This is a genomic window from Crossiella sp. SN42 (assembly GCF_023897065.1).
Lineage (GTDB): Bacteria > Actinomycetota > Actinomycetes > Mycobacteriales > Pseudonocardiaceae > Crossiella.
In genome coordinates, this window is record NZ_JAMHIV010000028.1 from 100,476 (window position 1) to 124,284 (window position 23,809).

General features: G+C 71.8%; 26 protein-coding genes. 12 read left to right on the forward strand and 14 right to left on the reverse strand.

Translation table 11 applies throughout. The annotated features are described in order from the left end of the window. Positions 1-13 precede the first annotated feature (13 nt). Positions 14-433: a hypothetical protein gene (locus M8C13_RS30695; protein ID WP_252484235.1), complete on the reverse strand. Its 420-nt coding sequence runs from the start codon at positions 431-433 to the stop codon at positions 14-16. Positions 434-594: 161 nt separating this feature from the next. Between M8C13_RS30695 and M8C13_RS30700 the strand changes: the two genes are divergently transcribed. Together M8C13_RS30700 and M8C13_RS30705 are read left to right on the forward strand one after the other, a co-directional pair. Next, positions 595-1,509: a diacylglycerol kinase family protein gene (locus M8C13_RS30700; protein ID WP_252484236.1), complete on the forward strand. Its 915-nt coding sequence runs from the start codon at positions 595-597 to the stop codon at positions 1,507-1,509. A gap of 229 nt (positions 1,510-1,738) precedes the next feature. Next, a complete protein-coding gene (locus M8C13_RS30705; protein WP_185001773.1) occupies positions 1,739-1,993 on the forward strand; it encodes a WhiB family transcriptional regulator in 255 nt (84 codons plus the stop codon). 141 nt (positions 1,994-2,134) lie between these two features. On the opposite strand, the gene M8C13_RS30710 is transcribed toward M8C13_RS30705, so the two are convergent. Next, a complete protein-coding gene (locus tag M8C13_RS30710) occupies positions 2,135-3,637 on the reverse strand; it encodes a PAS domain-containing sensor histidine kinase (RefSeq protein WP_252484237.1) in 1,503 nt (500 codons plus the stop codon). A gap of 97 nt (positions 3,638-3,734) precedes the next feature. Here M8C13_RS30710 and M8C13_RS45845 point away from each other — a divergent pair, with 97 nt between their 5' ends. Next, positions 3,735-3,809 (forward strand): 50S ribosomal protein bL37, encoded by a 75-nt coding sequence (locus M8C13_RS45845; protein WP_143174383.1) that lies wholly within the window; start codon positions 3,735-3,737, stop codon positions 3,807-3,809. 81 nt (positions 3,810-3,890) lie between these two features. Here the strand turns inward: M8C13_RS45845 and rsrA are convergent, their stop codons facing one another. Together rsrA and M8C13_RS30720 are read right to left on the reverse strand one after the other, a co-directional pair. Continuing rightward, positions 3,891-4,250: a mycothiol system anti-sigma-R factor gene (gene rsrA / locus M8C13_RS30715; protein WP_252484238.1), complete on the reverse strand. Its 360-nt coding sequence runs from the start codon at positions 4,248-4,250 to the stop codon at positions 3,891-3,893. Further along, a complete protein-coding gene (locus M8C13_RS30720) occupies positions 4,247-4,876 on the reverse strand; it encodes a sigma-70 family RNA polymerase sigma factor (protein ID WP_283663177.1) in 630 nt (209 codons plus the stop codon). Before M8C13_RS30720 ends, rsrA begins: the two co-directional genes overlap by 4 nt. Positions 4,877-5,128: 252 nt before the next feature. Between M8C13_RS30720 and ybaK the strand changes: the two genes are divergently transcribed. Both ybaK and M8C13_RS30730 read left to right on the forward strand, forming a co-directional pair. Further along, positions 5,129-5,608 (forward strand): Cys-tRNA(Pro) deacylase, encoded by a 480-nt coding sequence (ybaK, locus tag M8C13_RS30725; RefSeq protein ID WP_252484240.1) that lies wholly within the window; start codon positions 5,129-5,131, stop codon positions 5,606-5,608. A 36-nt stretch (positions 5,609-5,644) separates the two neighbouring features. Beyond that, positions 5,645-6,475: a PPK2 family polyphosphate kinase gene (locus M8C13_RS30730; RefSeq protein ID WP_252484241.1), complete on the forward strand. Its 831-nt coding sequence runs from the start codon at positions 5,645-5,647 to the stop codon at positions 6,473-6,475. Here M8C13_RS30730 and M8C13_RS30735 read toward each other — a convergent pair. From M8C13_RS30735 to M8C13_RS30755, 5 genes are read right to left on the reverse strand one after another with little or no spacing between them, the layout of a single operon-like run. Beyond that, positions 6,472-7,083: an alpha/beta family hydrolase gene (locus M8C13_RS30735; RefSeq protein ID WP_252484242.1), complete on the reverse strand. Its 612-nt coding sequence runs from the start codon at positions 7,081-7,083 to the stop codon at positions 6,472-6,474. The genes M8C13_RS30730 and M8C13_RS30735 overlap by 4 nt on opposite strands. Further along, positions 7,080-7,895, reverse strand: coding sequence for an SOS response-associated peptidase (locus tag M8C13_RS30740; RefSeq protein ID WP_252484243.1), 816 nt, complete (start codon positions 7,893-7,895; stop codon positions 7,080-7,082). Before M8C13_RS30740 ends, M8C13_RS30735 begins: the two co-directional genes overlap by 4 nt. Next, positions 7,801-8,967 carry a hypothetical protein gene (locus tag M8C13_RS30745; protein WP_252484244.1) on the reverse strand — a complete coding sequence of 389 codons (1,167 nt, stop codon included), beginning with the start codon at positions 8,965-8,967 and terminating at the stop codon, positions 7,801-7,803. The genes M8C13_RS30740 and M8C13_RS30745 overlap by 95 nt, the downstream gene beginning before the upstream one ends. Continuing rightward, positions 8,964-10,097, reverse strand: a complete 1,134-nt coding sequence (locus tag M8C13_RS30750) for a hypothetical protein (protein ID WP_252484245.1) — start codon at positions 10,095-10,097, stop codon at positions 8,964-8,966. The genes M8C13_RS30745 and M8C13_RS30750 overlap by 4 nt, the downstream gene beginning before the upstream one ends. Next, positions 10,094-10,432, reverse strand: a complete 339-nt coding sequence (locus tag M8C13_RS30755; RefSeq protein ID WP_252484246.1) for a PadR family transcriptional regulator — start codon at positions 10,430-10,432, stop codon at positions 10,094-10,096. The genes M8C13_RS30750 and M8C13_RS30755 overlap by 4 nt, the downstream gene beginning before the upstream one ends. A 94-nt stretch (positions 10,433-10,526) precedes the next feature. Here M8C13_RS30755 and aroA point away from each other — a divergent pair, with 94 nt between their 5' ends. From aroA to M8C13_RS30775, 4 genes are all read left to right on the forward strand, one after another. Then, positions 10,527-11,822, forward strand: a complete 1,296-nt coding sequence (gene aroA, locus M8C13_RS30760) for a 3-phosphoshikimate 1-carboxyvinyltransferase (RefSeq protein WP_252484247.1) — start codon at positions 10,527-10,529, stop codon at positions 11,820-11,822. 13 nt (positions 11,823-11,835) lie between these two features. Further along, positions 11,836-12,852, forward strand: a complete 1,017-nt coding sequence (gene rsgA / locus M8C13_RS30765) for a ribosome small subunit-dependent GTPase A (protein ID WP_252484248.1) — start codon at positions 11,836-11,838, stop codon at positions 12,850-12,852. 219 nt (positions 12,853-13,071) lie between these two features. Then, the gene (locus M8C13_RS30770; RefSeq protein WP_252484249.1) at positions 13,072-13,851 is read left to right on the forward strand and encodes a hypothetical protein; all 780 of its coding nucleotides are present in this window, start codon (positions 13,072-13,074) and stop codon (positions 13,849-13,851) included. A gap of 31 nt (positions 13,852-13,882) precedes the next feature. Further along, positions 13,883-14,716, forward strand: coding sequence for a hypothetical protein (locus tag M8C13_RS30775; protein WP_252484250.1), 834 nt, complete (start codon positions 13,883-13,885; stop codon positions 14,714-14,716). A 58-nt stretch (positions 14,717-14,774) separates the two neighbouring features. Here the strand turns inward: M8C13_RS30775 and pruA are convergent, their stop codons facing one another. The 3 genes from pruA to M8C13_RS30790 form a co-directional block, all read right to left on the reverse strand. Beyond that, positions 14,775-16,403 (reverse strand): L-glutamate gamma-semialdehyde dehydrogenase, encoded by a 1,629-nt coding sequence (pruA, locus tag M8C13_RS30780; protein ID WP_252484251.1) that lies wholly within the window; start codon positions 16,401-16,403, stop codon positions 14,775-14,777. Positions 16,404-16,521: 118 nt separating this feature from the next. Beyond that, entirely contained in the window at positions 16,522-17,025 is a 504-nt protein-coding gene (locus M8C13_RS30785) for a hypothetical protein (RefSeq protein ID WP_252484252.1), read from the reverse strand. Continuing rightward, positions 17,022-18,419 (reverse strand): wax ester/triacylglycerol synthase family O-acyltransferase, encoded by a 1,398-nt coding sequence (locus tag M8C13_RS30790; protein ID WP_252484253.1) that lies wholly within the window; start codon positions 18,417-18,419, stop codon positions 17,022-17,024. The genes M8C13_RS30785 and M8C13_RS30790 overlap by 4 nt, the downstream gene beginning before the upstream one ends. Positions 18,420-18,494: 75 nt before the next feature. Here M8C13_RS30790 and M8C13_RS30795 point away from each other — a divergent pair, with 75 nt between their 5' ends. Beyond that, positions 18,495-19,253: an RNA methyltransferase gene (locus tag M8C13_RS30795; protein ID WP_252484254.1), complete on the forward strand. Its 759-nt coding sequence runs from the start codon at positions 18,495-18,497 to the stop codon at positions 19,251-19,253. A 21-nt stretch (positions 19,254-19,274) separates the two neighbouring features. Beyond that, the gene (locus M8C13_RS30800; protein ID WP_252484255.1) at positions 19,275-19,904 is read left to right on the forward strand and encodes a hypothetical protein; all 630 of its coding nucleotides are present in this window, start codon (positions 19,275-19,277) and stop codon (positions 19,902-19,904) included. Here M8C13_RS30800 and M8C13_RS30805 read toward each other — a convergent pair. Then, positions 19,893-20,312 (reverse strand): HAD-IA family hydrolase, encoded by a 420-nt coding sequence (locus M8C13_RS30805; protein ID WP_252484256.1) that lies wholly within the window; start codon positions 20,310-20,312, stop codon positions 19,893-19,895. The two genes, M8C13_RS30800 and M8C13_RS30805, sit on opposite strands and share 12 nt — an antisense overlap. Positions 20,313-20,381: 69 nt before the next feature. Here M8C13_RS30805 and M8C13_RS30810 point away from each other — a divergent pair, with 69 nt between their 5' ends. Beyond that, positions 20,382-20,804: an Rv3235 family protein gene (locus tag M8C13_RS30810; protein ID WP_252484257.1), complete on the forward strand. Its 423-nt coding sequence runs from the start codon at positions 20,382-20,384 to the stop codon at positions 20,802-20,804. Between the two features lie 113 nt (positions 20,805-20,917). On the opposite strand, the gene secA is transcribed toward M8C13_RS30810, so the two are convergent. After that, a complete protein-coding gene (gene secA, locus M8C13_RS30815; protein WP_252484258.1) occupies positions 20,918-23,728 on the reverse strand; it encodes a preprotein translocase subunit SecA in 2,811 nt (936 codons plus the stop codon). Between the last annotated feature and the right edge of the window lie 81 nt (positions 23,729-23,809).

The window sequence follows — 23,809 nt, forward strand, 5'->3', positions numbered from 1 at the left end:
CCGGTCGAGGGAACTAGGACTTCTGGTCAGCCGAGTCGTCGTAGGGGCCGATGCCGAGCACCCAGGCTCGCGCGTGCGTACTGAACAGCAGCACCAGCACGCTCACGCAGTAGATCGCGCCCAGCGAGCCGATCAGCCAGCGCCCGGACGGCCCGAGGGTGTACCAGGCCACGCCGAGCAGCAGCAGCTGCAGCACCACCGCCGGCGAGCGGGCCCAGCGCTTGCCGCGCAGCAGCCCGACCGCGGTGGCGATGACCGCGGCGGTCAGGATCGCGAAGTACCCGGCCTCACCGAAGACGTTGCCCGGTTTGGGCGCGCCGTTGAGCGCGCGGACCAGCAGGGCGACCACCAGGACCACACCCGCCAGGCCCTGCAACCCGACCAGCAGACCGGCGAGGCGCACCGCGCGCGGCGCACCCAGGGCTTGTGACATGCAGACAGGCTAGCTATCGCCCAGTCGGGGTGGTTCGGCAGCTCACGGACGTGACTTGCACCGCATCTTGGTGATCGTCCAGGCACAACGCCGCTGCTGGGCCACCACGATCGGGTCAGGGGCGGACGGCGGAGGGTCACGGGCTGTCATACGCTTCGGGTGTGCGCGCACTCCTCGTGGTCAATCCCCAGGCCACCGCCACCACGGCGGCGGGGCGCGATGTCATCGCCCACGCGCTGGCCAGCGACGTCAAGCTCGACGTCGTGGAGACCAGCTACCGGGGGCACGCCGCGGACGCCGCGGCGCAGGCCGCGCACGACGGTTTTGACCTCGTGGTGGCACACGGCGGGGATGGCACGGTCAACGAGGTCGTGAACGGACTGCTCTCTGACGGCGTCCGGGACGACGTGCCGATGCTGGGTGTGGTGCCGGGCGGATCCGCGAACGTCTTCGCGCGCGCCCTTGGCCTGCCGGTGGATCCGGTGGAGGCCACGCACCGGCTGTTGCTGGCCATCGAGACCGGCGCCCGCCGCCGGGTCGGGCTGGGCAGGGCGGACGACCGGTGGTTCACCTTCAACGCCGGGATGGGCTGGGACGCCGACGTGGTGGCCGGCGTGGAACGGCACCGGGACAAGAAGGCGACCCCGCTGCTGTACGCGCGGATGGCCGCGACCAGCTACTTCAAGCTGGACCACGGGCACCCGAAGCTCACCGTGCACCTGCCCGATGGTGAACCGGAGACCGGGCTGCACCTGGCCTTCGTGTCCAACACCGACCCGTGGACCTATCTCGGGGACAAGCCGTTGCGGATCAATCCCGGCTCTTCCTTCGAGGATGGACTGGGTGTGTTTGCTCTGCGTAGCGTCGGGGTACCCACCGTCGTGAAGCACGTCTGGCAGATCCTGCGTCCAGGGGGAAGTCCTCAGGGCGGGAATTTGTTGCGGCGGGACGACGTTGAGTGGATTAGAGTGACCTGCGCGGAACCGGTCCGGCTTCAGGTAGACGGTGATCTGCTGGGCGAGCGGACCGATGTGCGGTTCATGTCCGTGCCCGCAGCACTCAGCGTCGCGGTGTGACCTCTGCGTGATCGGGTCGTCACCTGGGCGTGACCTCCGCTAGTCAGCGGAATGTCACCCCTTGAAACCGCCAATGGAGAGCGTGTCGATCTTTCGGGTGAGTTGCCTCACCGGATTGGATCGGGCCTCTTGACATTGCCGTAGTTCGTGAAAGCATTCACAAGCACCCACAAACACCCCCGAACCGACTATCGGCACTATTGTTGTGCCTAGCGAGGAGCAAGGAACCATGGACTGGCGCCACCGCGCGACCTGCCGCGACGAGGACCCCGAGCTGTTCTTCCCCGTTGGGAACAGCGGTCCTGCGTTGCTCCAGATCGCCGAGGCGAAGACCGTCTGCCGCCGGTGCCCCGTGATGTCTGACTGCCTGACCTGGGCACTTGAGTCTGGACAGGACGCGGGAGTCTGGGGCGGTATGAGCGAGGACGAGCGTCGTGCGCTGAAGCGTCGCAACGCCCGCACCCGGGCCCGCACTGGAGCCTGAGAGGGTCGCAACCTCCGAACGGCCGACTGACCGGCACTCGCGCGAACGAGTGCCGGTCAGTTGCTTTTTCTGCCTCTCCGGCGAAAACCCGGGTTCTGCCGGTCGCCAACCTGACTAGATAAATCGCCGAGTCCTAATGGGCTAACGGCGACGTTGCAGCGGAACCCGCAGTACCGCCTCGGTGCCCTTGGTCCCCTGGCGGCGGCGCAGGCTGAGCGATCCGCGCAGTTCGGACTCCACCAGCGTGCGCACGATCTGCAGGCCGAGCCGCTCGGTGCGCTCCAGCGAGAAGCCCTGCGGCAGGCCGCGGCCGTCGTCAGTGATCACCACGTCCAGCCACTTCGCCGAGCGTTCGGCGTGCACCACCACCTCGCCGCGCTGGCCGGGGGTGTAGGCGTGCTCGAAGGCGTTCTGCACCAGCTCGGTCAGCACCATCACCAGCGGGGTGGCCAGTTCCGCCTGCACCACGCCGAACTTGCCCTCCCGGCGGACCACCACCCTGGTCTCCGCGGTGGCCACATCGCTCATCATCGGGATCACCTGGTCCACCACGTCGTCCAGGGACACCCGCTCGTCCACCGACATGGACAGCGTCTCGTGCACCAGCGCGATCGAGGTGACCCGGCGGACCGACTCCTCCAGCACCTGCCGCGCCTCGGCGTTGCCGGTGCGCCGGGACTGCAACCGCAGCAGCGCGGCCACCGTCTGCAGGTTGTTCTTGACCCGGTGGTGGATCTCCCTGATCGTCGCGTCCTTGGACATCAGCGCCCGGTCCCGCCTGGTCACCTCGGTGACGTCGCGGACGAGCACCAGCGCGCCAGCCGCCTTGCCGCGCGGGCGCAGCGGCAGCGCGCGGAAGAGCACGGTCGCGCCGCGGGCCTCGGCCTCCACCCTGGTGCTGGGGTTGCCGTCCAGCGCGGTGCGCATCCGCTGGGCCACCTCGGTGGCGTCGAACGGGTCGGAGACCAGCGAGCGGGTCAGCGGCGCCAGCGCCACCCCGACCAGGTCGGCGGCGTGGCCCATCCGGTGGTAGGCCGAGAGCGCGTTCGGGCTGGCGAAGACCACCGTGCCGGCCGCGTCCAGCCTGATCAGGCCGTCGCCGACCCGGGGACTGGTGTGCGCGCCGGGCGAGGGCTCCGGCGCGGGGAAGGTGCCGTCGGCGATCATCTGGCACAGGTCGGCCGCGCTGCCCAGGTAGGCGATCTCCAGCGGGCTGGGCACCCTGGGCACGGCCAGGTTGATGTCCCGGCTGAGCACCGCGATGACCTTGCCCTCGTAGCGCACCGGGATGGTCTCCCGGCGCACCGGCACGCCCAGGTGCCAGCGCGGGTCCTCCTCCCGGCAGATCCGCTCCTCCACCACCGCCCTGCGCAGCTGCGGGTGGTCCGGCGCGGCGACCACGGTGCTGACCATGTCCTCCGGGTGCGCGGTGGGCGCGGTCTGCGGGCGGGCCTGGGCCACGCACAGGAACCGCGCCTCGGCGACCCCGCCCGCGGTGGCCGCCTCCAGCGGGACCCACATCAGGAAGTCGGCGAAGGACAGGTCGGACAGCAGCTGCCATTCCCCGACCACCAGCTGCAGGTGGTCGACGGCGACCCCCGGCAGGCGGGTGTGCTCGGCGAGCAGCTCACTCAGAGTGGACACGGTGGTCCATCATCCCCGAGCATCCGGCCCACTGCCGTCAGCGGCTCCCGGTCGTGACAGACTGGGGGGAAGCAAGCCCAAGACTGAGGAGAACGCGATGTCCAAGCGCGCCCGCAAGAAGCGCGACCGCAAGAAGCGCGGCGCCAACCACGGCAAGCGTCCCAACGCCTGACCGTGCGGCAGAGCAAAGCCCCCGGGACCGCGAGGTCTACCGGGGGCTTCGTGCTTTGCGGGCGCAGTGTGCGCCGCGGGCTCAGTCGTCCTGCTTGACCGTCTCCGGCAGCTCGATCCGCTCGGCGCGCAGCGAGACCTCCACAGTCTTGCCTTCGGGACCGCACTCCACGGTCACCTCGGCCTGCTCCAGCACGGTCCTGCGGATGGTGGCGCGCAGCCGCTGCTTGAGCGTGTCCGGGGCGGCCTCCCCGCCGCACTTGCGGGCCAGCAGGGCCTTGAGGTACTCGTCGATGCCGTACTGCTCCAGGCACGGGCTGCACTCGTTCAGGTGCTGGCGCAGCAGCTCCCGGCGGGACTTGTCGCATTCCTGGTCCAGGAACAGCCAGACCTCGGCGAGCACGTCCTTGCAGTGGGTCTCGTGGGGTTCGCCGCAACTCATGACCCGGCCACCTCCTGGGCGGCCCGGCCGCGCAGGAAGCCGCGGTCCTTGGCCACGTCGGTGAGCGACTCCTTGAGCTGGCGGCGGCCGCGGTGCAGCCGGGACATCACGGTGCCGATGGGCGTGCCCATGATCTCGGCGATCTCCTTGTACGCGAACCCCTCGACGTCGGCGAGGTAGACCGCCATCCGGAAGTCCTCCGGCAGCTGCTGGAGGGCGTTCTTGACGTCGCTGTCCGGCAGCCGGTCCAGCGCCTCCACCTCGGCCGAGCGCAGACCGGTGCTGCTGTGCCGCTCGGCCTGGGCGAGCTGCCAGTCGGCGATCTCGTCGGTCGGCGACTGCTGCGGCTGGCGCTGCTTGCGCCGGTAGCCGTTGATGTAGGTGTTGGTCAGGATGCGGTACAGCCAGGCCTTGAGGTTGGTGCCCTCGGCGAAGGAGGAGAAGGCGGAGTACGCCTTCAGGAAGGTCTCCTGCACGAGGTCCTCGGCGTCGGCCGGGTTGCGGGTCATCCGCAGCGCGGCCGCGTACAGCTGGTCGAGCAGCGGCATCGCGTCCCGCTCGAAGCGGGCGGCGCGGTCGTCCGCTGTCTCGTCCTCGGTTCTGGTCTCTGGTGCGGTGCCTGGCACCTGGCTCCCTTCCCGCACGCCGGAGCGTGGGCTTGGGGTTGTGGTAACAACCGCCGGCAGCTCCACCACGGGAAATGTCGGCGTCGGTGCTGAGGATACGCCGCGCAGCGCGCCTCGGCCGGGCCGCGCGGCGGCAGGGCGGAGCGGGCAGGTCATCTCGGTTCCCACGATCGGCACAACGCGGCGGCGGCCGTGCGCATTCCGCGATATCCGGCGGCGTGCGCCACACATCGCGATCTAGGCTCTCCGGTCATGGCGGGACGAGGGACTCCGGCGACCGCGCTGCTGGCCAAGCAGCGGATCGCGCACACGCTGCACTCCTACGACCACGATCCGCGGCACGACTCCTACGGCCTGGAGGCGGCCGAGGCGCTCGGGCTGGCGCCGGAGCGGGTGTTCAAGACGCTGGTCGCCGAGGTGGACGGGGCGCTGGCGGTGGGGGTGGTGCCGGTCACCGCGCAGCTGGACCTCAAGGCGCTGGCCGCGGCGCTGGGCGGCAAGAAGGCCAAGATGGCCGTGGTCGCCGACGCGGAGCGGGCCACCGGTTATGTGGCGGGCGGGATCTCGCCGCTGGGGCAGAAGAAGCGGCTGCCGCTGGTGCTGGACGACTCGGCCAACGGCTTCGAGACGATCTTCTGCAGCGCCGGGCGGCGCGGGCTGGAAGTGGAGCTCTCCCCCGCCGACCTGGCCACCCTGACCAAGGCCGTGCTGGCCCCGATCGCGGCCGCCTGACCAGCGGGATCGGCGCGGGCTGGCTACGCTGCGCGGATGGCCAGGAAGTCGGTTCGGGACGTGCTGCGGCTGGACACGGTGGACCTCGCGGCGCTGGATCCCGCGGGCCGCCCGATCGGTCCGAAGAACAAGAAAGAGGCGGCCGAGGAGCTGGCCGACACCGGCGCGGAGCTGGCCGACCTGCAGGAGGCGCTCTACGCCGAGGACCAGCGCGCGGTGCTGCTGGTGTTGCAGGGCATGGACACCTCCGGCAAGGGCGGCACCATCCGGCACGTGGTCGGGCTGGTGAACCCGCAGGGCCTGCACATCGCCTCGTTCAAGAAGCCGACCCCGGCCGAGCGCAGGCACCACTTCCTGTGGCGGGTGCGCAAGCTGCTGCCGGAGCCGGGCCGGATCGGCGTGTTCGACCGCTCGCACTACGAGGACGTGCTGGTGCCCAAGGTCGAGGGCCAGCTCAGCGCGGCCGGGGCGCGCACCCGCTACCGGGAGATCAACGACTTCGAGCGCGAGCTGGCCGAGTCGGGGGTGACCGTGCTGAAGTGCTTCCTGCACATCTCGCCGGATGTGCAGCGGGAACGGCTGCTGGCCAGGCTGGACGATCCGCGCAAGCACTGGAAGTACACCCCGGCCGACATCGACGGCCGGTCGAAGTGGTCCCGCTACCAGCAGGCCTACACCGCGGCGCTCAAGCACTGCTCGGCCACGCCCTGGTACGCGGTGCCCGCGGACCGGAAGTGGTACCGGAACTGGGCGGTGAGCCGCCTGCTGCTGGAGACCCTGCGAGAGCTGGACCCGAAGTTCCCGCCCCCCGCCTACGACATCGAGGCGGAGAAGGCGCGCTTGCTCAACGCGGACCCACTGGCCTAGTCGAGCGGGCGCAGCACCCGGGGCAGCCAGTCGCCGACCGCGCGGTAGACGCCCTCCACGTCGGCCTTGAGGTTGTGGTCCCCGGCCAGGACGACCAGCTCCCGGTGGTGGCCGGGTTCCGGCATGCCGAACGGGTCCTTCTCGCCCTGCACGACCAGCGCGGGCACCTCCACCGCGGCCAGCTCCGGCATCCGGGACTTCTCCGGCTTGCCCGGCGGGTGCACCGGGAAGGCCAGGCACAGCACCGCCGCCGCCTGTCCCTGCGCCGCGGTCCGGCAGGCCACCCTGGCCCCGGAGGACCGGCCGCCGAAGACCATCGGCAGGCCGTCGCACCAGCTGGTGGCCAGTTCGGCGACCACGGCCAGCCAGGCCGCGTCCAGCTGCTTGGCCGGGGCGGGCGCGCGCCGCCCGGCCACCCGGTAGGGCTGTTCGACCAGCACCACGTGCACCCCGGCCGCGGTGGCGGCCCTGGTCGCGGCGACCAGGTCGGGCGCGTCGATGCCGCCGCCCGCGCCGTGCCCGAGCAGCAGCGCGGCCCGGCCCTCGGTGGCGCAGTGCAGCTCGGCCCTGGCCGGACCGTGTGGGGTGGCCAGCTCCATCCTGGTCATGGCAGCTCGAACAGGGCCTGGCCGTCGGCCTCGGCCTGCTTCTTCTTGGCCGGGGCCTTCCGCTTGGGCGCGGGGTCGAGCTGGACCGCGCCGGGCTCGACCCGGTCCATCAGCTCGGGGCTGTTGTTGCGGACGTTGTTGACCGCGGTGGACACCGGCCGCAGCTCCAGCGCCTCGATCAGCTCCGGGCTGGGCGGGGCGAGCAGGTCGGCGACCTCGGTGCGGTCCGGGTCCAGCCAGTCCGCCCACTTCTCCGGCGGCAGCAGCAGCGGCATCCGGTGGTGGATCCCGGCCAGCGGCCCGAACGCGTCGGTGGTCAGCACCGCGCAGGTGACCAGCGGGGCCTCATCCGGCGCGCCAGGACGGCGCCAGGTGGCCCACAGCGCGGCCATGGCCAGGCTGGAGCCGTCCGGGTTGGTCACGTAGAAGGGCTGCTTGGTGCCGCCCTCCTGCTGCCACTCGTACCAGCCGTCCGCGGGCATCAGGCAGCGGTAGTGCTTGACCGAGGTCCGGTACGCGGGCTTCTCCGCCGCCGTCTCGGACCTGGCGTTGATCATCTTCGCCGCGATGCCGGGATCCTTGGCCCACTTGGGCACCAGCCCCCAGCGCATCACCCGCAGGGTCCGCTCGGTGGTCTCCGGGTCGGGGTTGCCCTCGGCGTCCCTTGGGTGCCGCTGCACCACCGCGATCACCGGTTTGGTCGGCGCGACGTTGTAGTCAGGACCGCTGACCAGCCCACCGGTCGCGTCCACCGCGCCGAACTCCTCCACCAGCCGAGCCGGGTCCTTCACCGCCGAGTACCGCCCGCACATGGTGCACACGGTACGCCGCGGCCAGTGGCAGCACGATCACCGTCAGCACACCGAGGGCGAACCGGACCGGCTGGTCCAGCGGCAGCCAGGGCAGCGGCCGCACCGCTGCCGGCAGCTCGCTGTCCTGGACCAGGCCGTGCGAGACGTGCTGTCCGGTGCCCCGGCCACGCTCGACCAGCTCGCCCCGGTGGCCGCTGAGCAGGACCACCCCGAGCGGGGCGGTGACCACGGCGCAGGCCACCAGCAGCCCGGCCAGCGCGCCGAGCACCCTGGCCCGCAGCAGCAGCACGCCCGCGGTGAGCAGGGCGAGACCGTTGAGCGCCGCGCACACCAGCACGGCGCTGGTGAACGGCTCCAGGTGCGAGAAGCGCACGACGCCGGAGGAGGACCACAGCAGCGCGATGGTGCTGCCGCTGACCGGGGTCAGCGCGAGCACGAGCAGGGCGAGGGTGAACCCGGCAGGCGGCTCCTGGTCCGCCCGGCGCAGCCGCCACCCCGCCAGCAGCGGCAGGCCCAGCCCGGCCAGCAGCAGCACGCCGTGGCCGAGCACCGTGATCGCCGGATCCGGCACCACCTCGATCCACAGCCCGCCCGCGACCGGTCCGTAGCCCTGCTCGCCGGTGGCGGCCCAGCCGGCCAGGTAGGCCGCGTAACCGCAGGTCGGCGGGGCCAGCGCGCCTAGCACGCCCAGCGCTCGCGCTCCTGGCGGCAGTTCACGGGTGCGCAGCACCATGGCCAGCACCAGGACCGCGAGCGCGGCCAACCCGAACAGGCCGATGTGGCCGGGCAGCAGGTACAGCGGCCCGGACAGTGGCTGCAGGGTCAGCGCCCGCGCGGCCAGCCGCCGTGCCTCGGCCGGATCGGCCGGTCCCTCCTCGGCGACGATGTCCGCCGGATCGCCGAGACGGTCCACCGCGGCCTGGGCCTCCGCCTCGGCGACGCTCCCGGCCATGGCCTGCCGGAGGTGTTCGGCCAGTTCGGCACGCAGTTCGGCCCGGCGCTGCCTGCTCAGGCCGCGCGCGGCCCGGTCGAAGCCGCGCAGCCAGGCGGTGGCCAGCGGGTGCGCGCTCATCGGCTGGCTCCCCGGGCTACGCGCCAGGCAGCCAGCAGTGGCAGGGCGACCACGAACAGCAGGCCCAGGCCGAGCCGGGTGCTCCGGTCCGCGGGCACCCAGGCCGGGCCGGGGGCGTGGGCGCCGGCCGGGACGGTCTGGGCCATGGCCTCGTCCACCCGCGCTGAGATCGCCCGGCGTTCCTCGTAGCCCTCGGGCAGCGGATGCTGGGCGGCCACCCTGGTGATGCCGCCGACGCTGCTGGCGTGCTGGGCGAGCAGCACGACCCCGACCGGTGCGGTGACCACGGCCAGCGCGACCAGTGCCTTCGCGGCCACCGGCAGGCCGGTCCTGGTGACCAGCAGGATCCCGGCGGCCAGCAGCAGTGCGGCGGCGATCGCGGCCAGCACGGTCAGCGGGGCCGTCAGCAGCGTGCCGACCGAGGTGCCGAGGCGGGCGCCGGAGAGCAGCAGGGCGGTGGTCAGGCCGGCCGCCGGGGTGAGCAGCAGGGTGAACGCGCCGAGGGGCACCCGGGGGTCCGGGCGGCGCAGGCGGAGGCCGGCCAGCACCGGCAGGCCGAGGCCGAGCAGCAGCAGGGCGAGCTGGCCGAGCGCGGTCAGCCAGGGGTCGGTGTGCCAGAGCACGGACAGGGCCTTGCCGGGGCCGAGCGGGACCCAGGTACCGGGACCCTGGCCGACCTGGAAGACCTTGTCCAGGATGCCGCCGAGTCCGGCCAGGACCGGGGCGAGCGCGCCGAGTGCGCCCAGCGCGCGGGAGCCGGCGGGCGCGCCGGAGCGCAGCACCATGGTCAGCACCACGGCGCAGGCGAGGGCGATCACGGCCATGTTCGGCGGGCCAGGTGGCAGCGCGGGGGTCAGGTAGAGCAGGCCGGTCAGCGGCAACAGCAGCAGGCCGGTGGCGGCGCGGGCGCGGGCCGGGGACACCGGGGGCAGGCCCTCGGCGGCCACGATGTCGGCCGGGTCGCCCAGCCGCGCGAGCGCCTCCGCCACGTCCTCGCCCTCGGCGACAGCGGCGTCCAGGTGCTCAACCAATTCCTGGCGCAGCTCACCGCGACGGGGTTGCGGCAGGACGGCGGCGGCGCGGTCGAAGCGGGCCAGCCAGTCCTCGGCGATGTGCCCTACGGCGTTCATTCGTCTCCCTCGAGAACCTGGTCCACCGCGGCGCTGAAGCCGCGCCAGTGGCGGCGGAACCCCTCCAGTGCGGTCCGGCCCTGCTCGGTCAGCTCGTAGTAGCGACGCGGCGGGCCCTGGTCCGAGGGCTGCCAGCTGGTCTCCAGCAGCTCCTCCTTCCGCAGCCGGGACAGCAGCGGGTAGATCGTGCCCTCGGTGGTACCCAGGCCCTGCTTCGCGGCCAGCTCGCGGACCAGGTCGAAGCCGTAGCGCGGGCCCCTGGCCAGCAGGGCCAGCACACAGTGCTCGATCACGCCCCGGCGGAGCTGGGCGAGCAGCTGCGGATCTTGCCTCATGACCGCAAGGTACCTTGCGGCGCAAGATAGTGGCAAAGCGGATCGGGTCGAGGCTGTTCAGAGCAGGTCCAGCGGTATGGGGGACGATGTGCGGGTGAACGCCACCGTCAGCACTCCGTGGTCCGCGCCGGTCGCCGAGGGGCCAGTGCGCGCGACCGTGCCGGTTCCCGGCTCGAAGTCGATCACCAACCGGGCGCTGGTGCTCGCCGCGCTCGCCGAGGACTCCTCGACCCTGCACGCGCCGTTGCGCAGCCGGGACACCCTGCTGATGGCCCAGGCCCTGCGCGCGCTGGGTGTCGGCGTGGCCGACAACCCGGCCGACGGCTCCTGGACGGTCACCCCCGCCCCGCCGGCCGGTCCGGCCGAGGTGGACTGCGGGCTGGCCGGCACGGTCATGCGCTTCCTGCCGCCGGTGGGCGTGCTGGCCGACGGCGAGATCCGCTTCGACGGCGACCCGCACGCCCGGCTGCGCCCGATGGGCACCGTGCTGGACGCGCTGCGCGCGCTGGGCGCGGAGATCACCGGCGAGGCGCTGCCGTTCACCGTGCACGGCCAGGGCGGGCTGGGCGGCGGCGAGGTGACCATCGACGCCTCCGGCTCCTCCCAGTTCGTCTCCGGGCTGCTGCTGGCCGGCGCCCGCTACGACCGCGGCGTGATCGTCCGGCACCGGGGCAAGCCGGTGCCCTCGCTGCCGCACATCGAGATGACCGTGCGGATGCTGCGCGCCGCCGGGGTCATCGTGGACACCGCCGAGGCGGACACCTGGACCGTGCTGCCCGGCCCGGTCGCCGCGCGTGACCTGGTGATCGAGCCGGACCTGTCCAACGCCACCCCGTTCCTGGCCGCGGCCGCGGTCACCGGCGGCGAGGTCACCGTGCCGCACTGGCCAACCGAGACCACCCAGGCCGGGGACGGCATCCGCGAGCTGCTGGGCCGGATGGGCTGTCAGGTGGCGCTGACCGCCGACGGGCTGACCGTGCGCGGCCCGGACCGGCTCCAGGGCATCGACGCCGACCTGCGTGACGTCTCCGAGCTGACCCCGACCCTGGCCGCGCTGTGCGCGCTCGCCGAGGGCCCGTCCCAGCTGCGCGGGGTGGCGCACATCCGCGGCCACGAGACCGACCGGCTGGCCGCGCTGCGCGCCGAGCTCAGCGGCCTGGGCTGCGCGGTGGAGGAGACCGAGGACGGCCTGCGGATCAACCCCCGGCCACTGACCGGCGGGCCCTGGCAGGCCTACGCGGACCACCGGATGGCCACCGCGGGCGCGATCCTCGGGCTGGTGGTGCCGGGTGTGGTGGTCGACGACATCCTCAGCACCACCAAGACCATCCCGGACTTCCGGGGCATGTGGTCAGCCATGCTCGGCCAGCCGGTCGGGGTCGCCGGATGATCGGGGTGGCACGGTGAAGCAGGGCTGGCGCAACCTGGACGAGTCCGATGTGCGGGTGCGCCCCGGCAAGGGCACCCGGCCGCGCAGCAAGCAGCGGCCCAAGCACGCCGACGCCGAGCAGGCCATGGTGATCACCGTGGACCGCGGCCGGTGGACCTGCGCGGTCGACGGCGACCCCAGCCGCAAGGTGACCGCGATGCGCGCCCGCGAGCTGGGCCGCACGCCGATCGTGGTGGGCGACCGGGTGGACCTGGTCGGCGACACCTCCGGCCAGACCGACACGTTGGCCAGGATCGTCCGGGTGAGCGAGCGCAGCAGCGTGCTGCGCCGCACCGCCGACGACACCGACGACACCGAGCGGGTGGTGGTGGCCAACGCCAGCCAGCTGGTGATCGTGGTCGCGCTGGCCGACCCGCCGCCGCGCCCCGGCTTCATCGACCGCTGCCTGGTCGCGGCCTACGCGGGCAAGCTGGACCCGGTGCTGTGCCTGACCAAGGCCGACCTGGCCGGGGCGGAAGCCCTGCTCGCCGCCTACTCCGGGCTGGACCTGCGGGTGGTGGTCACCCGCTTCGACGAGGAGCCCGCCGAGCTGCGCGCGCTGCTGGCCGGACAGGTCTCCGCGCTGGTCGGCCACTCGGGCGTGGGCAAGTCCACCCTGGTCAACAAGCTGCTGCCGGGGGTGGACCGGGCCACCGGCGTGGTCAGCGGGGTCGGCAAGGGCAGGCACACCTCGACCTCCACGCTGGCCCTGCCACTGCCGCCGGAGGTGGGCGGCTGGGTGATCGACACCCCCGGCATCCGCTCCTTCGGCCTGGCCCACGTCAAGCCGGACGACCTGGTCAAGCACTTCGACGACCTGGCCGCGACGGCCGAGGAGTGCCCGGTCAACTGCGGCCACCTCGGCCCGCCCGCCGACCCGGACTGCGCGCTGGAGACCCTGCTCGCGCAGGGCGGGCCGACCGCGGACCGGATCGTCTCGCTGCGCAGGCTGCTGGTCTCCCGTGCGGGCAAGGACGAACTGGCCGACTGACCCGAGCTAACCGACCGGCTAACGCGGCGGCTAGTTCGGCGACAGCGAGGCGTCAGTGGGTTTCTTTAGGTTCTTCTCCAGGGGGGAACACCAGCAGGCTCGCCGGCCGCAACCGGCCGGCTGCTGGGGGGAGGGCAGCGGTACGGCGCCTGCGACGACCAGGGGGGACGTCGTGGCGTCGTACTGCGCGCCCGGCACATTCTTCTGGGGGGAACACCGATGCGTCCACTGCTGCTCGCCGTCGCGGGCGCACTTCTGCTGACCGGCTGCGCGAGCGCCCCGCCCGCGCCCGCCGGGCTGCCCAAGATCGGCAATGTCGCGGAGTTCGCGGCCAAGGTCAACGGCGCGATGCTGGCCAAGAAGACGGCGAGCCACCACGGCGTGTTCATCGACCCGGACAGCGCCAAGTTCAGCGTGCGGGCCCAGGGCCGGCTCCGGCTGGCGCCCGGCGGGCAGGTGGACTCCTACCTCGCCGCCGAGGCGACCGCTTGGCCGTTCACCCTGGTCACGGTGCCGGAGGGCACGTTCGTCTGGTCCAAGGAGAGCGCCGAGGACAACCAGTCCCAGCCGTGGCTCCAGGCCCGCGGCGACGACGACCCCGAGCTGGCCTACACCGCTGAGCCGCTGAAGCACGGCATGTCCTGGCTGACCGAGCCGAGCAGGCAGCTCGGCCTGCTGGGCTCGGTCGGCAAGCTGGACAGCGCCGCTGACGACGAGCTGAACCGCAAGCCCACGGTCAAGTACACCTTCACCGTCGAGCTGCGCCGGGCCGCCGAGGCGACCACCGACCGGACCGCCAAGGCCCGGCTGACAGACCGGGTCGACAAGGGCTGGACCACCGCCAAGCACGAGGTCTGGCTGGACGCCGACCACCTGCCGGTGCGCTGGTGGGTGCAGCAGACCCGCGAGGGCAGCACGCCGGCCACCACGGACATCCAGTACCAGGACTGGGGCAAGCCGGTGGAGATCACGGCCCCGCCCGCACACCAGATCCGCTGACCCGGTCACAAAAACCACCGAAGGACACCCCATGCGCACCACCCTGCTCGCGGCAGCCGCGAGCGCCCTCACCCTGACCACGCTGGCCGCCTGCTCCGGTGGCTCGCCCGCCGCCCAGTCCCCCGCGCCCACGTCGAGCTCGGCCCCGGCAGCGGCGACCAAGCTGGCCAGCCCGGCCGAGCTCGCCACCGCGGTCAACGCGGCCATGCTGGCGAAGAAGACGGTCCAGCTGAGCGCCGACGTCGTCGACTCGCGCAAGCCGGCGGAGTCGGTCAAGACGAAGAGCCAGCTCCGCTTCGAGGATGGCGGCCGGGTCTCCTCCGCGATGGTCGCGGAGCAGCCAGAGGGCGCCACCAGGACCGTGATGCTGCCCGCGGAGTCGTTCCTGAGCAGCCCCGACCAGGAGCAGGAGACCCCCGGCAAGCCGTGGCGGCGGTTCACCGTCGGCGGTGAGGACCTCACCTCGAAGCTGATGACCTCGCTCATGAACCGCTACGTCGAGATGAGCGATCCGAGCCGGGGCATCGTGCACTTCGCCGCGGCCGGGCAGCTCGACTCCTCGGCCGCCGAGCCGGTGGACGGCGCGGCCGCCACCCGCTACACGATCACCGTCGACTACGCCAAGGCCGCCGCGGCGAGCACCGACAAGCTGGTCAAGACGAACCTGGAGTCCAAGGTCAAGCTCAACCGGAACGCGATGAAGCACGAGATCTGGCTGGACGCGAACAACCTGCCGCTGCGCTGGCGGGCCACCGAGACCGGCAAGGTCGAGTTCACCACCACCCTGGACGCCAAGTTCCAGGACTGGGGCAAGCCGGTGGAGATCGCCGCGCCCCCGGCCACCCAGGTCGGCGAGTCCAGCTGAGACAAGCGAAACGGCCCGCCGCGACTCGATCGCGGCGGGCCGTTCGTCGTTGCGGGGCTCAGCCCATGTGCGGGTACCCGGTCGCCGTCGGCGGCACGAAGGTCTCCTTGATCGAGCGCGGGCTGGTCCAGCGCAGCAGGTTCAGCACCGAACCGGCCTTGTCGTTGGTGCCGGAGCCGCGGCTGCCGCCGAAGGGCTGCTGGCCGACGACCGCACCGGTGGGCTTGTCGTTGACGTAGAAGTTGCCGGCCGCGAAGCGCAGCGCCCGGTGCGCCTGCTCGATCGCGGTGCGGTCGGTGGCGAAGACGGCGCCGGTGAGCGCGTACGGGGTGGAGTTGTCAGCCAGCTCCAGCACCTTGGCGTAGTCGGCGTCCTCGTAGACGTGCACCGCGATGATCGGCCCGAAGTACTCGGTGGTGAACACCTCGTTCATCGGGTCGGTGCCGACCAGCACGGTGGGCTGCACGAAGTAGCCGACCGAGTCGTCGCACGTGCCGCCGGCCAGCACCTCGATGGTCGGGTCGGCCGCGGCCTTGGCCAGCGCGTCCTTGTGCTTGGCGAAGGCCCGCGCGTCGATCACCGCGCCGCCGAAGAAGCTGAAGTCGGTGACGTCGCCGTAGGTGATCTGCTTGGTCAGGTCGGCGATCTGCTCGCGCAGGCCGCCCTCCCACAGCGAGCGCGGCAGGTAGGCGCGGCTGGCCGCCGAGCACTTCTGGCCCTGGTACTCGAACGCGCCGCGGACCACGCCGACGGCCACCGCGGTCGGATCGGCCGAGGGGTGCGCGACGATGAAGTCCTTGCCGCCGGTCTCGCCGACCAGGCGCGGGTAGCTGCGGTAGTTGTCCAGGTTGCCCGCGATGTTCTTCCACAGCGCCTTGAAGGTGGCGGTGGAGCCGGTGAAGTGCAGCCCGGCGAACTCGGGGTCGGTCAGCGCGACCTCGCTCACCGCGTGCCCGTCGCCGGTGACCAGGTTGATCACGCCGGCGGGCAGGCCCGCGGCCTCCAGCAGCCGCATGGTGTGGTGCGCGGCCAGCTGCTGGGTCGGCGAGGGCTTCCACACCACGGTGTTGCCCATCAGCGCCGGGGACAGCGGCAGGTTGCCGGCGATGGCGGTGAAGTTGAACGGGGTGATCGCGACGGTGAAGCCGTCCAGCGGGCGGTGGTCGAACCGGTTCCACATGCCCGGCGCGGAGATCGGCTGCTCGGCGATCAGCTGGCGGCCGAACTGCACGTTGAAGCGCAGGAAGTCGATGAACTCGCAGGCGGCGTCGATCTCGGCCTGCTGGGCCGACTTGGACTGGCCGAGGATGGTGGCCGCGTTGATGGTGTCCCGCCACGGGCCCGCCAGCAGGTCGGCGGCGCGCAGCAGCACCGCGGCCCGCTCGTCGAAGGGCAGGTCGCGCCACGCCGGGGCGGCCTCCTTGGCCGCGCGCACCGCGGCGGCCACGTCGTCCTTGGTGGCCTGCGCGGTGACGCCCAGCACGTGCTGGTGGTCGTGCGGCTGGACCACCTTGACCTGCTCGCCACCGGCCATCCGCTGCTGTCCACCGATGGTCATGGTCAGCTCGAGCTGCTCGGCCTCCAGCTCGGCGATCCGCCGCTGGAGCGAGGCACGCTCGGGAGAGCCGGGCGCGTAGCCGCGAACGGGCTCGTTCACCGGGGCCGGGACGGACGTGATGGCGTCCATGGTGTGGCGCCTCCTTGCGCAGACATGGGACGGGTCGGTACGGCCCATCCTTACATCCGTACCGGCAGGTAACCGCCCACCCCGGCGTGAGATTGAACGCCCGGTAGCCCGTTTGGAGTTACATCAGTTCCAGCAGAAAGGGCAGCTCCTGGGTGGCGTACCACTGGAGCTCGTGGTCCTCAGCCTCACCGAGCATGAACTCCGCGTCCGGATCGCCCATGTCGGCCGCGTCCACCACGCCCGAGGCGTCCCGGACCGCGTCCTCGGCGTCGGCCCCGTCCACGTGCACCGCGGCCACCGCCGACAGCGGCACCACGCCGGGCAGCTTCACCACCGCGTAGTCCAGGTCGGGCCGCAGCGTGACGCCCTCCACGTCGGCGGAGATCACCGCGCGGCGCAGCGGCGGCTTGTCCCCGTTCTCCAGCTCGGCGGCGAGCAGCCTGAGCGAGGCGCGCCCGGCCTCGGTCATCGCCGCGTACTCCAGCTCCTCGGTGTCGCCCGCCGCGTAGGACTCCCGCAGCATCGGGGTGAGCGCGAAGGCCGTCTGGCCGATCGCGGAGATCTCGCCCTGCTCCACCAGCTTGCGCAACATCGGCACCGTCGCCGGGATGTAGACCCTCATGCCGAGACCGCTCCCACCAGTTCCTCCAAGGACTCCTCGACCATGCTCGCGAGCACGTCCACATCCGACATGGCGTCCCGGTCGGCGTTGAGTCCGAAGTAGACACCGCCGTCGTAGGAGGTGACCCCGATGGACAGTGCCTGGTTCATCGCCAACGGGACGACCGGGAACATCTCCATCATCCTCGCTCCCGCGGCATACAGCGGGACCTGCGGCCCCGGCACGTTGGTCACCACCAGGTTGAAGATCCGCCGGGAGAAGGAGCTGGCCGCGCGGGCGCCCAGCGCGTGCAGGGTGGGCGGGGCGAACCCGGACAGCCGGACCAGCGCGTCCGCGGCCACCGACTGGCCGGACTCCTGGTGCGCGCGCATGGCGTGGCTGACGTGGTGCAGCCGGACCACCGCGTTCGGCTCGCCGACCGGCAGGTCCAGCAGGTAGGAGGAGACCTTGTTGCCCGCCCCGCTGTTGCCACCCTCGGTCTCGCGGATCGAGAGCGGCACCATGGCGCGGATGGTGGTGGAGGAGGTGACCGCCTCACCCCTGGAGAGCAGCCAGGTGCGCAGCGCGCCGGTGAGCACGGTGAGGATCACGTCGTTGACCGTGCCGCCGTGGCGGCGGCGCACCGCGCGGTAGTCCTCCAGCCGGGTGCGGGCCACCGCGTACCGGCGCTGGGTGCCGATCCGGGCGTTCAGCGGGCTGCCGGGGGCGGGCCGGTAGGCGGTGCCCAGCGCGGAGGCCAGGCCACCGACCGCGTCGCCCACCTTGCGCACGGTGGCCGCGGCGTCCAGCGCGGCCGCCCGCATGTTCTCCACCAGCTCGCCCGGCCGCTGCACTATCTCGGCCATCGCGTCCAGCACCAGCTGCGCGGTGCTCGGCTCGGGCTGCGGCATCCACAGCTCCTCACCGCCTTTGCGGGGCGAGGGCGAGACGTCCAGGATCACCTGGGTCAGGTCGATCGCGCCCGCGCCGTCCACCATCGCCTGGTGCGTCTTGGTGATCACCGCGGCCCGGTTCTTGGCCAGGCCCTCGACCAGGTAGGCCTCCCACAGCGGGCGGGTGTGGTCCAGCGGCCGGGACATCAGCCTGGCGACCAGCTCGTGCAGCTGGTGCTCGCTGCCCGGCTTGGGCAGGGCGGAGCGGCGCACGTGGTAGGTGATGTCGAAGTCGGGGTCGTCGGTCCACACCGGCCGGGCCAGCCTGCCCGGCACCTGGGTGACCCGCTGCCGGTAGCGCGGCACCAGGCCGAGCCGCTGCTCGATCAGGCCGACCAGCCGGTCGTAGTCGAAGCCCGAGCGCGGCCTGCGGAAGACGGCCACCCCGCCCACGTGCATGGGCGTGGTCGAGTCCTCCAGGTAGAGGAAGGACGCGTCCAGGGCAGACAACCGGTCGGGCATGTCAGCGATCCTGGCACACCCGGGGGCGGGAGCGGACCGGTGATCACATCTGCTGAACGCGTAACCTGTGCCTTCGTGCAACCTGCTGTGTCCCCGAAAGATCGGTTCGTCACCGTCTACGGCCGCAAGCCCGTGCTGGAGGCGCTGGCCGACGACCGGCTCGAGGTCGACAAGGTCATGCTCGCCGACAACGCCCGCGGTCCGGCCGCCCAGGAGATCCTGGCCGCGGCCGCCCGGCGCGGGGTGCCGGTGCAGCGGGCCACCGCGCAGCGGGTGAAGGTGCTGGCGGGCAACGGCAAGCAGGACCAGGGTGTGCTGGCCGACGTGGTCGCCACCCGGATGCGCCCGCTCAGCGCCGCGCTCTCGGCCGGCCGGTTGCCCGACTCGGTGCTGCTGCTGGACGGGGTCACCACTCCGGCCAACGTGGGCATGATCCTGCGCGCGGCCACCGCGGCCGGGATCGGCGGCATCGTGGTGCCGCGCCGGGGCGTGGCCAGCATCGACCCGCTGGTGGTCAAGGCATCGGCCGGGGTGGCCTTCCACGCGCCGATCCTCAAGACGGCCACCGCGGGCGAGGCGGCAGGCGAGCTGCGCGCGGCCGGGTACCGGTTGTTCGGCATGGACGCCGGGGCCAAGGACACCCTGTTCACCGCGAACTTCCCGCGCCGGGTCGCCTTCGTCATGGGCGGGGAGACCGCTGGCCTGTCGCCGGAGGTCTCCCGGCAGGTGCACGGCTGGGTGTCGATCCCGATGGCCGGCGGGGTGGAGTCGCTGAACGTGGCCACCGCCGCGGCCGTGCTCTGCTTCGAGTTGGTCAGACGGGGATCTCACTGAGCCTGGCCTACCGTGGGGCCCGTGCGTGCGAGCCGTGAACTGCTGACCGCCCTGGTCCCGCTGGCGGTGGCCGGTGCGGTGCTGGCGGGTTGCATGAACGTCATCCCCGGCACCGCGGAGCTGCCGGACAACATCGCGCTCTCCCCCACCAACCGCACCGGCACCCCCACCCAGCGGGCGCCCGCGGGTTCGGTGTCGCCGCAGACGCTGGCCTCGGTGCCGCTGGTGACCGGGGTGGTCGCGGACGAGTGCCTGCTCACCGCGGAAGAGTTCACCACCATGATCGACAAGCCGACCCGGACCGGCCGCAACGCCGTGGTCGAGCTGGAGGGCCAGGGCCCGGCGCGCAGCTGCTACTACGACGCCGCCGACGGCGACCGGTACAGCGGCTGGATCAACATCTACGGCTCGGCCGGCCCCAGCACCCCCGACCTGATCAACCGGATCAACCAGAACGTGCTGATCAGCCGCAAGCTGGAGGGTGTCGGCCTGTCCGCGGTCTACCACCCGGCCGCGCAGATCCCCGACGGCGGCACGATCTACGTGGCCACCGAGAAGTACCTGGTGGAGATCAGGCTGAAGACGGTCATCGCCGACGACCAGAAGCTCATCGACGCGGCCAGGGCCGCGCTCGTTCGCCTACCCGCCTAGCTTGCGCTCGAACAGGGTCTCCAGCTCCGCCACGGTGCCGGCCACGGTGGTGTGGTGCACGCCGACCATGCCGGTGGCCGCGGCCGCGCGCACGTTGACCCGCAGGTCGTCCACGAACACGCACTGACCGGGCGCGAGCCCCAGCCGGTCCGCGGTCAGCCGGTAGACCCGCTCGTCCGGTTTGGCGATGCCCACCTCGCCGGAGAGCACCATGGTGTCGAACAGCGCGCCGAACGGGCTGTCCGGATCCGGTCCAGGCCCCTCGGCGTTGGACAGCAACGCGGTCCGCAGCCCGGCCGCCTTCGCTCTGCGCAGCACGCCGAAGAGCGGGGGTTCGGCGGCGGCGGGGTCGTCGCCCCAGTCGGTGAGCACGCCGCCGTAGTCGACGAGCAGTGCGACAAGGTCCACGCCGGTCACCCTAAATCACCTTGCCGGGTGCTCCCGGTATCCCCGGCCGCCCGGTCCGCTCTGTTCGGCATGCGATGCGAGCAACTGCCGCGGCCCCGGCTGCACCGGCTGGACCGGGTGATCCCGGCGCCCCGCTTCCACGACGCGAGCCAGCTGGCCCTGGACCTGTGGCGGCCCGCGCCACCGCCACCGGATCCCCGGCGGGAGATGGTGTGGCGGTTGTTCGTGGTGGCGCTGGAGGTGCTGGGCGGGCACCGGCCGCTGTGGCAGCTGCGGCCGATGGTGAGCAGGCGGGTGTTCGAGGCGTTCCTGGCCCGGCCGCACCGGGGCCCGGTGAGCTACCGGCTGCGGACGGTGCACGTGAGCTCGCCGGTGTGGCAGGTGATCGAGGCCAACGGGACGGCGGCCGGTGGCGGGCGGGTGCGGGCGATCGCGGGGCGGCTGGAGCGGCGCGGGGAGGAGTGGCTGGCCACCGCGCTGGCGCTGCTGTGAGAAAGACGAACGCGGCACCCGGTCCTGGTGGGGACCGGGTGCCGCGTGCGGGTTACGTCAGCGCCTGCCGGGCCGGTCGGCCGCGGTCGCGGCCTGCCGGCGTCGGCTGGGCGTTACCGGCGGCGCTTCTTGTTGGCGGCGCGGGCGGCGGCGCGGCGTTCGCGGCGGGTGCCGCCCTGGTCGTCGTCCTCGGCGTCGCCGTGGGACTCCACGCCGCCGTCCTCAGCCGGGCCGGAGTAGGTCAGGTGCTGCTGACCGGGGCCGCCGAGTCCCTTGCCGCGCAGCGCGGGCGGGATCTGGTTGCCCGCGTCGAGCTGGCTCATCGCGGGACCGGCCGGCGCCTCCATCGGCTGGATGACCGGCAGGATGGTGGTCGGCGGGCCGTTGTCCACCTCGGGCTCCGGCTGCTGCTCGGGAGCATCCTCCGGCTCCACCGCCTCGACCTGCAGGTTGAACAGGAAGCCGACCGACTCCTCCTTCAACGCGTCCAGCATCGCGTTGAACATGTCGAAGCCCTCGCGCTGGTACTCGATCAGCGGGTCGCGCTGGGCCATCGCGCGCAGGCCGATGCCCTCCTTGAGGTAGTCCATCTCGTAGAGGTGCTCGCGCCACTTGCGGTCCAGCACCGACAGCAGCACCCGGCGCTCCAGCTCGCGCATCGCGCCCTCGCCGACCCGGCTGTCGATGTCGGCCTCGCGCTCGCGGTAGGCCTTGAGGATGTCGTCGACGACCAGCTGGGTCAGCTTCTCCTTGTCGAGGTCCTCTTCCTCCTCAAGGATCTTCCGCCAGTCCAGCGAGATCGGGTACAGCGTCTTCAGCGCCGTCCACAGCTGCTCGAGGTCCCAGTCCTCGGAGTAGCCGCCGGAGGTGGCGCCCTCGACGTAGGCGGTCGCCGTGTCGGTGATCATGTTGGTGATCTGCTCCTGGAGGTCCTCGCCCTCCAGCACCCGGCGGCGCTCGGCGTAGATCACCGTGCGCTGCTTGTTCATGACCTCGTCGTACTTGAGGACGTTCTTGCGGATCTCGAAGTTCTGCTGCTCGACCTGGGTCTGCGCGCTCTGGATGGCCTTGCTGACCATCTTCGCCTCGATCGGCACGTCCTCCGGCACCTTCAGCCTGGTCATCACCATCTCGACCATGCTGGCGTTGAACCGCCGCATCAGCTCATCGCCCAGCGACAGGTAGAACCGGGACTCGCCGGGGTCGCCCTGACGGCCGGAGCGGCCACGCAGCTGGTTGTCGATGCGGCGGGACTCGTGCCGCTCGGTGCCCAGCACGTACAGCCCGCCCGCCTCGCGGACCTCCTCGGCCTCGGCCTTGACGGCCTCCTTGGCCTCCTCGACCGCCTGCGGGTAGAGCTTGTCGTACTCCTCCGGCGTGGTCACCGGGTCCAGGCCGCGGGCGCGCAGCTCCATGTCGGCCATGAACTCGGGGTTGCCGCCGAGCATGATGTCGGTGCCTCGACCGGCCATGTTGGTGGCCACCGTGACCGCGCCCTTGTGCCCGGCGAGGGCGATGATCGCCGCCTCCCGCTCGTGGTGCTTGGCGTTGAGCACCTCGTGCGGGATGCCCTTCTGCACCAGCAGCTTGGACAGGTACTCCGAGCGCTCCACCGAGGTGGTGCCGACCAGCACCGGCTGGCCCTTCTCGTGCCGCTCGGCGATGTCCTCGGCGACCGCCTCGAACTTGGCCGCCTCGGTCTTGTAGATCAGGTCGCCCTGGTCCTTGCGCTGCATCGGCCGGTTGGTCGGGATGGGCACCACGCCGAGCTTGTAGATCTGGTGCAGCTCGGCCGCCTCGGTCTGGGCGGTGCCGGTCATGCCGGAGAGCTTGTCGTAGAGGCGGAAGTAGTTCTGCAGGGTGATCGTGGCCAGGGTCTGGTTCTCGGCCTTGATCTCCACCTTCTCCTTGGCCTCGATGGCCTGGTGCATGCCCTCGTTGTAGCGGCGACCGGCCAGCACGCGGCCGGTGAACTCGTCCACGATCAGGACCTCGCCGTCGCGGACGATGTAGTCCTTGTCGCGCAGGAAGAGTTCCTTGGCCTTGATCGCGTTGTTGAGGTAGCCCACCAGCGGGGTGTTGGCCGCCTCGTACAGGTTCTCGATGCCCAGCTGGTCCTCGACGAAGGTGACGCCCTCCTCCGAGACGCCGACGGTGCGCTTGCGCTCGTCGACCTCGTAGTGCACGTCCTTCTTCATCAGCGGGATGATCCGGGCGAACTCCTGGTACCAGCGCGAGGACTGGTCAGCCGGGCCGGAGATGATCAGCGGCGTCCTGGCCTCGTCGACCAGGATGGAGTCCACCTCGTCGACGATGGCGTAGTTGTGGCCGCGCTGGACGCACTCCTCCAGGCTCCAGGCCATGTTGTCGCGCAGGTAGTCGAAGCCGAACTCGTTGTTCGTGCCGTAGGTGATGTCCGCGTGGTAGGCGGTCCGGCGCTGGTCCGGGGTCATCGAGGACAGGATCGCGCCGACTTCCAGGCCGAGGAAGCGGTGCACGCGACCCATCCACTCCGCGTCGCGCTTGGCCAGGTAGTCGTTGACCGTGACCACGTGCACGCCCTTGCCGGAGATGGCGTTGAGATAGGCGGGTGGCACACAGGTCAGGGTCTTGCCCTCACCGGTCTTCATCTCCGAGATCTGGCCGAGGTGCAGCGCCGCGCCGCCCATGAGCTGGACGGTGTAGTGCCGCTGGCCGAGCACCCGCTTGGCTGCTTCCCTGGCGACCGCGAAGGCCTCCGGGAGCAGCTCGTCCAGGGTCTCGCCGTCGGCGTGGCGTTTTTTGAACTCCTCGGTCTTCCCCCGCAGCTCGGCATCGGACAGGTCGACGACATCGTCCTCCAGGGAGTCGATGTGCGTCGCGATCGAGCGGAGCCGCTTGAGCGTCTTGCCTTCGCCGGCGCGGAGCAGTCGGGACAGGACCATCCGAGGTCGACCTCACTAGCTGATCGGATGCGCCCCTGGACAGGACGCCTTGATGTCATCGTAGGCAACCAGCCAACACCG

What these genes read in the sequence shown, in the direction of transcription:
- M8C13_RS30755 (WP_252484246.1), bottom strand. Translation starts at nt 10,432, where the DNA reads ATGAGGCAAGATCCGCAGCTGCTCGCCCAGCTCCGCCGGGGCGTGATC.
- secA (WP_252484258.1), bottom strand. Translation starts at nt 23,728, where the DNA reads ATGGTCCTGTCCCGACTGCTCCGCGCCGGCGAAGGCAAGACGCTCAAG.
- M8C13_RS30785 (WP_252484252.1), bottom strand. Translation starts at nt 17,025, where the DNA reads ATGAGGGTCTACATCCCGGCGACGGTGCCGATGTTGCGCAAGCTGGTG.
- M8C13_RS30745 (WP_252484244.1), bottom strand. Translation starts at nt 8,967, where the DNA reads ATGAGCGCGCACCCGCTGGCCACCGCCTGGCTGCGCGGCTTCGACCGG.
- M8C13_RS30735 (WP_252484242.1), bottom strand. Translation starts at nt 7,083, where the DNA reads ATGACCAGGATGGAGCTGGCCACCCCACACGGTCCGGCCAGGGCCGAG.
- rsrA (WP_252484238.1), bottom strand. Translation starts at nt 4,250, where the DNA reads ATGAGTTGCGGCGAACCCCACGAGACCCACTGCAAGGACGTGCTCGCC.
- M8C13_RS30770 (WP_252484249.1), top strand. Translation starts at nt 13,072, where the DNA reads ATGCGTCCACTGCTGCTCGCCGTCGCGGGCGCACTTCTGCTGACCGGC.
- M8C13_RS30750 (WP_252484245.1), bottom strand. Translation starts at nt 10,097, where the DNA reads ATGAACGCCGTAGGGCACATCGCCGAGGACTGGCTGGCCCGCTTCGAC.
- M8C13_RS30740 (WP_252484243.1), bottom strand. Translation starts at nt 7,895, where the DNA reads ATGTGCGGGCGGTACTCGGCGGTGAAGGACCCGGCTCGGCTGGTGGAG.
- M8C13_RS30705 (WP_185001773.1), top strand. Translation starts at nt 1,739, where the DNA reads ATGGACTGGCGCCACCGCGCGACCTGCCGCGACGAGGACCCCGAGCTG.
- M8C13_RS30810 (WP_252484257.1), top strand. Translation starts at nt 20,382, where the DNA reads ATGCGATGCGAGCAACTGCCGCGGCCCCGGCTGCACCGGCTGGACCGG.
- pruA (WP_252484251.1), bottom strand. Translation starts at nt 16,403, where the DNA reads ATGGACGCCATCACGTCCGTCCCGGCCCCGGTGAACGAGCCCGTTCGC.
- M8C13_RS30730 (WP_252484241.1), top strand. Translation starts at nt 5,645, where the DNA reads ATGGCCAGGAAGTCGGTTCGGGACGTGCTGCGGCTGGACACGGTGGAC.
- M8C13_RS30775 (WP_252484250.1), top strand. Translation starts at nt 13,883, where the DNA reads ATGCGCACCACCCTGCTCGCGGCAGCCGCGAGCGCCCTCACCCTGACC.
- ybaK (WP_252484240.1), top strand. Translation starts at nt 5,129, where the DNA reads ATGGCGGGACGAGGGACTCCGGCGACCGCGCTGCTGGCCAAGCAGCGG.
- M8C13_RS30790 (WP_252484253.1), bottom strand. Translation starts at nt 18,419, where the DNA reads ATGCCCGACCGGTTGTCTGCCCTGGACGCGTCCTTCCTCTACCTGGAG.
- M8C13_RS30695 (WP_252484235.1), bottom strand. Translation starts at nt 433, where the DNA reads ATGTCACAAGCCCTGGGTGCGCCGCGCGCGGTGCGCCTCGCCGGTCTG.